Annotated in this window: 7 protein-coding genes, 1 pseudogene and 1 other annotated feature; of the genes and pseudogenes, 1 reads left to right on the top strand and 7 read right to left on the bottom strand. The window is 60.2% G+C overall.

What is annotated here, in order from left to right:
* Positions 1-7 precede the first annotated feature (7 nt).
* Complete coding sequence (locus tag LSQ66_RS09815; RefSeq protein ID WP_231769595.1) at positions 8-5,923, bottom strand: FG-GAP-like repeat-containing protein; 5,916 nt, start codon at positions 5,921-5,923, stop codon at positions 8-10.
* A 97-nt stretch (positions 5,924-6,020) separates the two neighbouring features.
* Here LSQ66_RS09815 and LSQ66_RS09820 point away from each other — a divergent pair.
* A protein-coding gene (locus LSQ66_RS09820; RefSeq protein WP_231766978.1) for an IS3 family transposase occupies positions 6,021-7,171 on the top strand; the annotation gives its coding sequence in 2 pieces (ribosomal slippage) (positions 6,021-6,261 and positions 6,261-7,171; 1,152 coding nt in all).
* A gap of 48 nt (positions 7,172-7,219) precedes the next feature.
* Here the strand turns inward: LSQ66_RS09820 and LSQ66_RS09825 are convergent.
* The 6 genes and pseudogenes from LSQ66_RS09825 to LSQ66_RS09845 all read right to left on the bottom strand — a co-directional run bounded on the left by LSQ66_RS09825 (position 7,220) and on the right by LSQ66_RS09845 (position 12,549).
* Positions 7,220-7,639 carry a hypothetical protein gene (locus LSQ66_RS09825; RefSeq protein ID WP_231769596.1) on the bottom strand — a complete coding sequence of 140 codons (420 nt, stop codon included), beginning with the start codon at positions 7,637-7,639 and terminating at the stop codon, positions 7,220-7,222.
* Positions 7,636-9,687 (bottom strand): RHS repeat domain-containing protein, encoded by a 2,052-nt coding sequence (locus LSQ66_RS09830; RefSeq protein WP_231769597.1) that lies wholly within the window; start codon positions 9,685-9,687, stop codon positions 7,636-7,638. The genes LSQ66_RS09825 and LSQ66_RS09830 overlap by 4 nt, the downstream gene beginning before the upstream one ends.
* A pseudogene (locus LSQ66_RS09835) lies at positions 9,663-10,881 on the bottom strand (IS3 family transposase). Before LSQ66_RS09835 ends, LSQ66_RS09830 begins: the two are co-directional and overlap by 25 nt.
* Positions 10,488-10,604 (bottom strand) — a sequence feature (AL1L pseudoknot). Its footprint overlaps the pseudogene before it by 117 nt.
* 168 nt (positions 10,882-11,049) lie before the next feature.
* The gene (locus LSQ66_RS09840; protein ID WP_231769598.1) at positions 11,050-11,319 is read right to left on the bottom strand and encodes a MafI family immunity protein; all 270 of its coding nucleotides are present in this window, start codon (positions 11,317-11,319) and stop codon (positions 11,050-11,052) included.
* 5 nt (positions 11,320-11,324) lie between these two features.
* Positions 11,325-11,750, bottom strand: a complete 426-nt coding sequence (locus LSQ66_RS24805; RefSeq protein ID WP_407659598.1) for an EndoU domain-containing protein — start codon at positions 11,748-11,750, stop codon at positions 11,325-11,327.
* A 223-nt stretch (positions 11,751-11,973) separates the two neighbouring features.
* Positions 11,974-12,549 carry a hypothetical protein gene (locus tag LSQ66_RS09845; RefSeq protein WP_231769599.1) on the bottom strand — a complete coding sequence of 192 codons (576 nt, stop codon included), beginning with the start codon at positions 12,547-12,549 and terminating at the stop codon, positions 11,974-11,976.
* Between the last annotated feature and the right edge of the window lie 10 nt (positions 12,550-12,559).

Below are 12,559 nucleotides of genomic sequence, written 5' to 3' on the forward strand. Positions count from 1 at the left end.
GGACACCTTAAAACTTCAAGATCCGACCATCTGAACCAAGTGTGATCTTGTCAGTGGGTCGGGGCGACTGACCCGGCCTGGAACCGACCTTCCATTCCCCGGCCTTGTCAGTGTGATTGGTGTTGCTGCGTTCAAAGATTTCGCCAGTTTTAGTGTTGCGGAATTTCGTGCCCTCAAACTTGCTAAAGTCCTCGGGATGGGAATCGGGAGTCCGAACTTTCTCGCCTATCTGAGACGAACTGGCCTTCTTATTTCGCTTCGGCTCATCATCGTTGTCGTTTCCATTGTTGGGGTCACCTGAAGCGCCCCCCGTGGCGCTACTTGCGCCAGCACTCGTCCCACTCAAGGCCTGGTCGAGCCTATTGGCAGCATACATGCCAAATGCCGTACCTGCCAGGGCACCACCGGCAACCAACGCACCGTTGGCAGGGACGCACCAGCCAACAGTAATGTAATCGCAAGCAGCGGCGACGGCCCCTCCGGCGGCACCGCCTACTACACGCCCCCCATTGACCAGGATGTTACGAGCAACGATCCGCGCGACAGGCTTGGCCACGCGAATGCCACTGTCAAGCTGACGCATCAGGTATTGATACTTTAGGCTTGCAATCCAACGCAGGTCTTCGTCCGAGATGGTGGTAGCAGGCCTTGTAATAGTAACCGTCTGCAGTGTCTCAAATCCAGATGGATCGGTAAGGTTCGTCGGATTATTCCAGACATAGCTGTACCGGTTATAACTTTGGCTGTGCGTCGGGTCCTGCAAGTACGGGTCGGCACTCATGAAGCGCGCCAGCAGCGGATCGTAGATGCGGCCATTCATGTGCACCAGGTCCACTTGGTCCAGCATCTCGTGGCCCGTGAAGCCCTTGTTGTCCACCACCCCATCCAGGCCCGCTGGCGTTTCGCTGGTGGTCAGGTTGCGGCGGCTGCCCCAGACATCGTAGGCCATCGACTCCTTCAGGTTGCCCGCTTCGTCAACAATCCCCGTCACACTGCCCAGGCGGTCCTTGAAGAACCAGTTCAGGCTCGTCACGCCATTGCGCTCGATCTCCACACCCAGGCCCATTGGCCAGTAGGTCTTGACTGTGGTCACACCGCCCTTCACTTCCGCTTCGAGTGCTCCGGCATAGTGGATCTCGGTGCCGTCGCTGCGCGTCTGGCGTACGCGCTGGCGGTCGGCGCCGTAGACGAAGTCGCTGTAAGCGCTGCCCTTGGTGGCCCGCTGCGGCATGTCGAAGCTGGTCCAGGTCCACGGCGTAGTGCGCCCCGGCGCCGTCAGCAGGTTGCCGTTGACGTCGTAGGTGAAGCCGCCCGCGTCAATGCTCGATACCGCGTGCGGGCGCACGCTGGCGGTGCCGGATTCCGGATAGCTGTAGGTGCCGACGCCACTCTTGCTGCGCACGTTGCCGATGTCGTCGTAGGTGTACACGCGTGGCTGGCTTTCCGACAGCATTTGGGCATTCTTCACGCGGTTCAGGCTGTCGTACTCGAAGGCCTCGAAGAACATGCTGCCCTGCCATTCCTGGCCGCGCGTGAGCACGTTGCCCAGCGGGTCATAGCCATAGGCGTCCTGCAGCAGGCGGGTTCCTTGCTTGCTCACTGTGTTGGAGAACAGGCGCCCGCTTTGCACGTTGTAGTTGCGCGCGAAGGTGGTGCCGTTGCCGAAGGCGCCATCCGTAACGCGGCCCTCTGCGTCGATGGCGGTGGCCTGCCAAAGCACCAATGCGCCGCGCTCGATGCGTTCCAGCTGCCCCGCGCCGTTGTAGCGGTAGTCGAACACCTTCGGCGTGCCGCTGCCGCGCTGATTCAGCCGCCGTGCGGTGCGGCCCCAGTTGTCGTACTGCACCTGGCTGATGTAAGCCGTGTCCAGGTAGCTCACCACGGTGTCGGGGCGTCCCAACAGATCGTAGCTGTGCTGCTGACGGAAGTCCTTGGTGCTGCCCGCCAGCGTATACGACTCCACAAGCTTGCCGCAGCTGTGATTGCTCTGGCAGCTCGCTTGGCTGTCGAGCTTGTCGTAGATCCAGCCCGCCGAATGGTCCTCGGCGATGCGGGTGGTCATGCGCCCAAGCTCATCGTAGGTCATACGGGTCGAGTTCTTTTCCGGCTCGCCCTTCGCGCGCTGTTTCGGGCTGATCCGGCGCCACACCTGGCCCAGGGCGTCCACGTCGAAGTGGATCCAGCCCAGGTCTGGGTCGCGCAGATCAGTCTTGTGGCCCAGCTTGTTGTACTCCATGGTGACGACATTGCGCAGCGGATCGGTGGTGCTGAGCAGGTTGCCGAAGGCATCGTAGCTGAAACTGGTTTGCTTACCGTAGGCGTCGCTTGCAATGACCAGGCGGCCCCATTCATCCTTCGCTTCGACCTTTTGCTGCTGCTTCGCATTGGTCTGCGTGACCGTCAGACCATGGTAGCTGGTGAGGGAAATGACATCGCCGCCCTCGTCCCGCGTTTTCACGCTGATTACGCGATCCAGATCATCGTAGGCGAATTCGCTGGCCAGCACTGCGCCTGCAGGCAGGCCTTCGGCCAGCAGCTCGCTGTCGGTAACGAACTTCGGCTTCCAGTGGCTCAGTACACGGCCCTGGTCATCGTACAGCGTGTCGGCTGCGATCTTCTGGCCGTTCATGCCCCACGTAGCGGTGCGAACCGGCTGGCCTGCAGCGTTCATATATGTGAGCTTGGGTACGGCCACACGCTCGAGGCCGCGCTTGAATTCCAGGATCTGCACGCTCGTGGCCTGTGGCGGACAGTTGGCATTGCAGCGCTTGTTGTAGGTCCACGTTTCGGTGCCGTCCACCGCGGTCGCACGGACCGGGCGGCCGAAACCATCAAAGGCGGCACTGCTTACCAGGCCGTTCACGTCGATGAGTTCGGTCAATGCGCCGTTGCGCGCGTCGAACTGCAGCGATTCCGTGTGGTTCAGGGCATTCTTGCGGATCGCCACGAAGCGGCCGTTCGGCGTGTAGGTTACCTCCGAGACCGTGCGGGTGCGCTCGGTACCTGCAGGATCTTTCCAAGTCAGGATGGTGCGATTGACCAGGCCGAAGGGGTTGCCGCTTCGGTCATACCTTGTTTGCACCCTCAGCAACGCGTCGTTCGGTTCGACGGTCTCCGTGTCCAGACGGCCGGCGCCATCATAGGTGTAGGCGGACTGGCGGCTCTGCGAGCTGCCTGCCATCGAGCGGCTCTCGGTGTTGCTGCGCAGCTCACCGATGCGCCAGCTGGCCGCATCGTTATCGTACACACGGGTGTTCGTCACCGAGCCCACCAGCGAATTGGCGGAGTTATAGCTGTTGCGCGTGACGAGGGTTGGGTTGCCCCAATCGTCGTAGGTGCTGGTGACGGTTGTGCGCTCCAGGAATGCGTTGTCCAGATCGGTGCGGGTCAACTGCTCCTGGTCCACGTACGGGAAACGGGTCGACGTGCCGTTCGCCTGCACGATGCCGCGTGCAGCCGGACTGGAGTTCTGGTCGAGCAGCCAGGTTCCGTTCCGGTCAATCGTGCGCGTGTGCAGCGCCATGCCTACGTACGGGAAACTCTGCTGGAAAGTCGAGGTGGTTGTGGCGCCAGCCTGTACATCACGCTCTTCGATCTGCGCGAAGCCGAGGCCGGCCCGCCGCCCCGGGTCCATGGCGTTGCCGCGATAGGCATACTCGGTGTCCAGCCAGCCGCCACGGCCGTTGCTGCGGTGGATTGCACGCACCAGCGACTCTCCAGGCTGCGTCCGTTTCCCCTGCACGGCGATCGGGCCGTTGTAGGCAACTGGCTCGGGCGAATAGACCAGGGCCGAATTCACCCTGCCGTACTCGGCCTTCTCGACATAAGCCAAGCCATTGGTCACACTCACCAGCTTGTCCAGCGCCTCGCCCTGTTTGGCAACATCGGCCGAGCCGAAGATTTCCCAGTTGCCGCCCTGGGTATAGGTGGCGATATCCACCCTGCCATCGCCATCGAAGTCGCCCAGGAACATCGAGCGGTTCCGAGTATAGTTCTGGTCGGCGCCGCTGCCGTAGACGCCTTGCAGGCCGCTCACACCGTAGAACACCGGCCCTGCCCAGGGTTCGCAGCTGTGCATCTGGCCCGCGGCGCCAATGTGGCACAGCTGGTAGCTCGTAATATTGTCCGTCGTCCAGGTGTCATGCCCCGGGCGCAGCACATCAGGCGTGCCGTCGCCATCGAAGTCCGCCACCATCAGCACCAGGTGGTCCAGACCAGGGGTAGCGGAAGCGGGCAGCGGATTGCACTCCGCGTCGCCATTGCCCTTGGACAGGCAGAGCCGCCCCTGGAACGTGGGCGAGCCGCTGGAGTTGAAGGTTGCCCTGCCGTACACCAGGTCCGTATAGCCATCGGCGTTGAAGTCTGCGGTGATGGTGCCGGTCGATGGAGGCGCCAGCGCTGCGGTCCGGTTGTCGGCGCTGGGGTCCCACTCGGAACGGTACTGTACTGCCCCCTTCTCGGTGGAGGTGCCGACCACCAGATAGCTCCGGTTTGGATCGTCGGCGTGCACATCGCACTGCCATCCGGTGCCGCCCGTTTCCAGGGCTACCCGTTTGCATTGTCCAAGGTCGACGCGGTCGATCCGGCCATCGCCATCCATGTCGGCAAAGGCGCTGCCCGCCGTGTGCGCGCCATTGGCCTCGTCGCCAAAGCCCATATTGAACAGGGTGCCGGTCACGTCCTGGCAGTTAAAACCGGAGCCCGTGGACAGGCACTTGTAGTTGCGCCCCGGCCCCGTGAGCGGACGGCCCGTGCGCAAGAACAGATCATCGCGCCCGTCGGCATTGAAGTCGCGCACCATCCGCATTGGGGCGGGCGCCTCCAGATACGTACCCCAGGAATCGGGTGGCAGTTCGATTGCAGTTCCGCAGTTGAAGGCGCCGTTGGCAAAGTCCTTGCCCCAGCACATACGCCAGTTCGATGCCGCGGAGCCCGCCGTCCAGTCGGCCACCAGCACATCCACCCGGCCGTCGCCATCGAAGTCCCCGGTCTCCATCACCGCCAGTTTGCCGACAAACCCGCTGAACGGTGTCTTCACGGTCCAGCCCTGGCCGTCAGCATTCGACTCGTACAGGTGTTGCTGGTTCAGGTTGCCGTCTACGCGATAACGTTCCAGGATGTCGTCCTTGCCGTCGCCATTGAAGTCGCCTACGACGATCTCGTCCAACGGAGCCTTCGCATAGCCGGAGCCGGTGCCGTTATTGCCCAGCGCCACCAGGTTCGGCCCGGCGCGCAGGCCGCCCAGGCTAACGAAGCCTGCTGTCGCCGCCGACCGTGTTCCATACGTGAACGAGGTCGCAGGCAGGCAGAGCGTGCTGTCGCAGGCCTGAATCGAGTTCAGGAGACTGCGCTGGCTGACGAGGCTGCTGCCATACTCCAGCGTATAGCGCTGGGCGAGCGTGCCGCCACTGCCATCCGAAGCGATCCCGACGTAGGTAGCGATCTGTTTCAGGCGCTCAGCTTCAAAGTTGGGCGCGCCTGCCACGAAGGACTTCCGCAGGTCCGGCTTCACCTCGAAGGTGAAGCGCGCTACGGCATAGTGTGGCTGCCCGTTGACGCTGTTGCCGCCCCAACGGATCTCCATGGGATTGCTTTCGCCGATCTCGGCGTGCTCGCTGTAGTAATAGCTGACGTAGTTACCGCTGCGGTCCGTCACCCGGCTGACACGCCAGCGATGCGCCTGGCCATCGCTGCGTCCCACCGCCTGCAAATAGCTGTCGACCGTATCGCCATAATAGGCTGTGCGGCCGTCGCGAGTCTCCACCTTGAAGGTGCGCTGCCCGCCGACCATGACGGTACGTACGCGGGCAAAGGTTTCAATCTCCGTTCGGTATTCGGCGTCCGCTGCCCAGTATGCGGCGTGGCTGTTGCTGTCTCCATTGACCAGCACAAGGCGCTGACCGTCCAAGCACAGGCGGTCCACCGGCTGTATCGAGTAGGCATCATCTGTGTAATTGATACCTGAATCGCCACCATACCACTAGACACTCCTGAGCCATAATTTAGGCAAAGGAGTCATCATGAGCGGAAAGCGGTACACGGAAGAATTCAAGGTTGCGGCGGTCAAGCAGGTGCTGGATCGCGGGCATCCAGCAGCGCAGGTGGCTGAGCGCCTCGGCGTGAGCATTCACAGCATCTACGCTTGGATCAAGCGCTACGGCGTTCCCGAGGCCGAGCGCAAGGCCAACGACGCCCAGACAGAGGAAATGCGGCGCCTGAAGGCCGAACTGAAACGCGTCACCGAGGAGCGCGATATTTTGCGAAAGGCCGCGGCGTACTTTGCCAAGACGTCCGGGTAAGGTACGCCTTCATTCGCGAGCACCAGGCCGTGCATTCAGTCCGGCGGCTGTGCAAGATGGTCAAGGTTCACCCCAGCGGCTATTACGCTTGGTGCATCACTGCCGAAAGTCCGCGTGAGAAAGAGAACCGACGGCTGCTTGGCCATATCAAGCAGTCTTGGCTGGAGAGCGGCGCGGTCTACGGTTACCGCAAGGTCTACGATGACTTGCAGGAGCTTGGTGAGCAATGCGGGATCAACCGAGTTCATCGCCTGATGCGATCTGAGGGCATACGTTCTCAAACGGGCTACGCCAAGCGGAAGTCGAAGCGCGGCGGCCCACCATCGGTCGTCGCACCCAACCACCTGCAACGGGAGTTCGATGTTACTGAACCAAACAAGGTGTGGGTCACCGATATCACCTACCTGCGAACCTGTGAGGGATGGCTCTACCTGGCAGTTGTCTTGGACCTGTTCTCTCGTCAGGTAATCGGATGGTCGATGAGTTCACGGATCGACCGCGAGCTGGCGATGAGCGCTTTGCTGATGGCTGTATGGCGCCGACAACCGACTGAAGAGGTTATGGTCCACTCAGATCAGGGGAGCCAATTTAGCAGCTACGATTGGCGCGACTTCCTGGCGGCACATGGCCTCGTGCAAAGCATGAGCCGACGAGGCAATTGTCACGACAATGCCGTGGCTGAGAGCTTTTTCCAGTTGCTAAAGCGCGAGCGAATACGGCGCAAGACCTATTCGACCCGCGACGAGGCCAGGCAGGATGTCTTCGACTACATTGAGATGTTCTACAATCCAAAGCGTCGCCATGGATTCAGCGAAAGGCTTTCGCCGATCGAATTCGAAAAGCGGCATTCTCTACGGCTGCAGAGTGTCTAGAGAAATGATGGCGATTCACTCTTCTTTGTTTGTATCAACAGAGCTCTTCTAGATTGAGATGGGGCGGGTCACTTCCTCGTATTCGACGGACTCACAAATGATCGTTATCTCACCTCCATAAGAAGGCGAGATTTCTAGCAGCCTCAAACTGCCATCGGAAAGTCTCCTTCTTATAGCGGTAACGTGCCTCAGCTGTGCTTCCGTCTTGGCTGGAAGGATGGAGCTTAGGGCATCGTCCGAAACGTCCAAGCCTTCCGTAACAACAACGTCAAGGACGATATTTTCCTCCGCCAGATGCGCTCCAAGCATTAGGACAATATTCCTCACCACAAGCCGAAAAAAAATCTCTCCCACGCATTGAAAGTACATGCTGAGTTGCTGCCTTCCAAAATCGATGCGAATCAATTTTGAATCATGCAGACTTGGTTCGATCACCGTACCATCAGAATCTCTGATCACTTCAGTCATGGCCGAACCTCTCCAGGTTGTGGCGGACGGGCTCCACCGCGATTGTCAGCGTTCGGACGACCGCCGCCGGGTGGGCGATCCCAATCATGTACGTGCGGCTTTCCGCCCTTCTTTCCACTGTCGTCTTTATGATCATGATCGTAATCAACGTCTTTCTGTGGCCATCCATCCGGGCCATAGTAGCGATCCTGCTTTCGCTCTCCCTTTCTGTTATTACAAGTACTACAGGAGCCAGGCTCACCTTCCATAGGATTTGATGTGCCCGGAGCGACGGTCACCTTCCCATCGTTGTTTGTATCACTCAATGAATCTGAGATCTCATTGGCAAGATACGCGGCACCCGCTGCACCTAGTGCGGCTCCTCCAGCAACGAACACCGGGTTGGCGAGTAGACAGCCACCACCCGTGATGAGATCGCAGCCGGCCGCGACAGCGCCGCCAGCGAGACCTCCGATTGCGCGACCGCCATTGACCAGCATTGGGCGGGCCGCAGTCACTGCCATCCTGGCAACTGGCTTGGCCACCTGCTTGAAGCGCTCGATTCCAGACTGGAGGCGTTGCGACTTCTCGCGTAAGTATATCTCCCATTCCATCCGTTCACAGAGCGTGCATATGCGCCTCCCCGGCACGAACACGGTCTCCGTTTCGAATCCAGACGGATCGGTAAAGGTAGCTGGGTTGTTCCACACATAACTATAGCGGTTGAAGCTTTCGCCGCTGCGCGGGTCCTGGATATAGGGATCCGCGCTCATGAAACGCGCCACGAGCGGGTCGTAGATGCGACCGTTCATGTGCACCAGGTCGACCTGGTCCAGCATCTCGTGACCCGTGAAGCCCTTGTTGTCCACCACGCCATCCAGGCCCGCTGGCATTTCGCTGGTGGTCAGGTTGCGGCGGGCGCCCCAGACGTCGTAGGCCATCGACTCCTTCAAGTTGCCTGCTTCGTCCGTGATCGCCGTCACGCTGCCCAGGCGGTCCTTGTAGAACCAGTTCAGGCTCGTGGCGCCATTTCGCTCGATCTCCACGCCCAGGCCTTCCGGCCAGTAGGTCTTGACCGTGACCGTGCCGCCCTTCACTTCGGCTTCGAGTGCTCCGGCATAGTGGATCTCGGTGCCGTCGCTGCGCGTCTGGCGCACACGCTGGCGGTCGGCGCCGTACACGAAGTCGCTATAGGCGCTGCCCTTGGTGGCGCGCTTCGGCATGTCGAAGCTGGTCCAGGTCCACGGCGTGCTGCGCCCCGGCGCCGTCAGCAGGTTGCCGTTCGCGTCGTAGGTCAGGCTGCCTGCGTCGATGCTCGATACCGCGTGCGGACGCACGCTGTTCGCACCTGGCTCAGGATAGCCGTACGTGCCCACGCCGCTCTTGCTGCGCAGGTTGCCGATGTCGTCGTAGGTGTACACGCGCGGCTGGCTTTCGGACAGCATCTGGGCATTCTTCACGCGGTTCAGGCTGTCGTACTCGAAGGCCTCGAAGAACATATTTCCCTGCCATTCCTGGCCGCGCGTGAGCACATTACCCAGGCTGTCGTAACCATAGGCGTCCTGCACCAGGCGCGTGCCCTGCTTGTTCAGCGTATTGGAGAACAGGCGACCCGTTTGCGGGTTGTAGCTGCGCACAAAGGTGGTGCCATTGCCCAGGGCGCCGTCGATGACGCGGTCGGCTGCGTCGATGCCGGTGGCCTGCCACAGCACCAGCGCACCGCGCTCGATCCGCTCCAGCTGCCCGGCCCCGTTGTAGCGGTAGTCGAACACCTTCGGCGTGCCGCTGCCGCGCTGATGCAGCTGGCGCAGCGTGCGGCCCCAGTTGTCGTACTGCACCTGGCTGATGTAGGCCGTGTCCAGGTAGCTCACCACCGTATCGGGGCGGCCGTACAGGTCGTAGCTGTGCTGCTTGCGGAAGTCCTTCGTGCTGCCTGCCAAGGTGAACGACTCCACCAGCTTGCCGCAGCTGTGGTTGCTCTTGCAGTCGGCCTGGCTATCGAGCTTGAACTGTTCCGGGATTTTGAGAGGCCCCGTGGTGTGAGTCAGACCGAAATGGCTTGACCGCAAAGTTGAGGATAGTAGTTCATTTCGGCCTCGGCCGGTGGCATATGGCCGATGGGCTCCAGTATTCGGTGGTGGTTAAACCAGCACACCCATTCCAGCGTGGCCAGTTCGACGGCCTCGCGCGTTTTCCAGGGAGCGCGGCGGTGATCAGCTCAGCCTTGTACAAACTGTTGATGGTCTCGGCCAGGGCGTTGTCGTAACTGTCGCCCTTGCTGGCCACCGACGGTTCAATTCCCGCCTCGGCCAAGCGCTCGCTGTACTTTATCGAAACGTATTGCGATCCGCGGTCGCTATGGCAATGCATCGTCGCGTTCGGGCTGGCGGGCGTACAACGCCTGCTCTGGCGCGTCGAGAACGAAGTCCGTGCGCATCGAACTGCTCACACGCCAGCCGACGATGCGCCGGGCGAAGACGTCGATCACGAAAGCCACGTAGACGAATCCCTGCCAGGTCGAGACATAAGTGAAATCGCTAACCCAAAGCCGGTTCGGCGGGTCGGCGCGGAACTGCCGGTTGACCCGGTCCAATGGGCATGGCGCTTTCTTGTCGGGGACCGTGATAAGCACCACTTTGCCGCGGACCACGCCGCGCAGCCCGTCCCGCCGCATCAAGCGCTCGACCGTGCAGTGCGCCACGTCGACCTGTTCCCGGCGCAGCTGGCGCCAGACTTTTTCTGCTCCGTAGACTTGGAAGTTGGCCTGCCACACGCGATGAACGTGAGCATTCAACACATCGTCACGCTGTGTGCGTGCGCAGCGCAAGGCAGGATCGCGGCACGGGGCAGCATGACGCCAGTATTTCGACGGGGCGACCTGCAGGGCTTTGCAAATCGGCTCGGCCCCGTAAGTGGCACGATGCGCGTCGATGAAAGCCTTCATGGCGTGAAGCGGCGGTCGAGCTCCGCCTGGGCGAAAAAAGCGCTCGCCAAGCGTAGGATTTCGTTCGTTCTGCGCAATTCTTTGACTTCGCGCTCCAGCGCCTTCACGCGCTCCTGTTCGGCCGTCGTGCGCCTTCGCGCTTGCCGGTATCGCGCTCGTTCTGGCGAACCCAGCGCCGCAAGGTTTCGGAAGTGCAGCCGATCTTGGCCGAGATCGATTCGATGGCCGCCCACTACGATTCATGCTGGCTGGCCGATTCCTCGACCATCCGCACTGCGCGCTCCACCACCTCGGGGGAAAACTTGGATTTTCGTTTCATGGCTCCATTCTCTCAAATGTTGGAGCCTCCCAGATTTCCGGAACGGTTCATCGTTCTGCTCACCTGGCCAAGCGGGCACGGAGGCGCTATAGAGTTTCAAAATGATCGGCGACGGCCTTCGCACGCAACGGCTAAAGTCGCACGCCAATCATTCTGCCTACCGTCAGACTATTCTCTGCCAGCAGTGCGCAAGCGTTCAGAATATTCGGCAGCAGGAAGCTCCATAGCATTAGCAAGCGACTGAACTAGGACAATCACATCGTCCTCTGCCACTTTTCCCTCTTCAACGAAAATATCAACCGCCGTTTCCAAGGCCAGCCCGTACTCCCCTACATCAACGAATTCTGAGACTTCAGCTATTTCGGACACGGAAAACACGCCATTCAGCGCCGACAAGAGTCGGCAAAAGAGAGATTCAACAACCGCAAAATCAGACATTTTTATCACTTTGGATTTCTTGGTACGTTTGTTGGGAACCCGGTGACAATCCGACCGCCCTTGCTATCAGGCTCGACCACCACCGTAATGTCAATGCCATCGCGCGTACCTTGAACGATGGTCCGCCCCCCACGGCCTGGCGTTCTCGTCGAATTGGGGTCAGTAGCCACATCGGAAATCTCCCCCTTGATCTTGTCATCAGACCAATTGGATGGAAACTCGCTCTTCCCTGGCTTTCCTGTTCCCGGGCGGTGGCCGCCGCCAGTAGCGTCACCGTCCAGGACGTGTGTCTCGCCTTTGTCGTCAAGCAGATTGGGCTTATCTCCACCGTTTGTACCACTCAATGAATCTGAGATCTCATTGGCAAGATACGCGGCACCCGCTGCACCTAGTGCGGCTCCTCCAGCAACGAACACCGGGTTGGCGAGCACACAGCCACCACCCGTGATCAGATCGCAACCTGCTGCGACAGCGCCGCCAGCGAGACCTCCGATTGCGCGACCGCCATTGACCAGCCCCCACGTTCGAGGGGTTCATGTCGTCGAAGTCCTTATTGGCTCCGTCAAAACCAGCGGGCGTGGTTCAAATCCTCGTTCCCCGCCGTCGGTAGCCCCTGGCACCGGTGACTCAACTTTGGTTCCGTCCTTTCCACATCTAATCTCGGCGCCAGATGAGATAACTCTCACCATCATAGGCACCAACTACAATGCAAACGGAATGTAGCAAAACTGACTTCAGAGTAGACAACTCAGAGTTCCGGTAACGTCCGATAAATTGCAGGAAGTGCCAACTAAGCGTATTACGGCGTATTCTGTCCACGAGGTCTGCCTCAGACTGCATACACTGTCTATTCAAATAGAATAGCGAGCCATCAATTAGAATGGCTTGACCATCGGTATCCGACGCCTCGCCAGGTTGTTTGAGTGGGTCGTGTACCAGGCAATCCATTCCTCCAAAGCCCACCAATTCTTTTGCCAAAAATCCGGCAGTATTAGCAACCGGCTGGACATTCCCTGCAGTCGCTTCCGCCAGACTGGCGGGCGCCAAGAGTCCTCCGTGTCTGAAATCGTAGAGACGGCTTTGAGCTGTACAGTCCGGCGCTAGTACACTAACAGTCCCCGTGGCAAGAGTACGAGCAAGATCTGCTGACCCGCCCTGGATTTGGCTAAGCGTTTCAATGAAGTGCGGGAGCACCTCCTCAAGGGAAAGCGCTTTGCTAACGATTTCCATTTGCCTTCTC

The organism is Massilia endophytica, assembly GCF_021165955.1.
Taxonomy (GTDB): domain Bacteria; phylum Pseudomonadota; class Gammaproteobacteria; order Burkholderiales; family Burkholderiaceae_D; genus Rugamonas; species Rugamonas endophytica.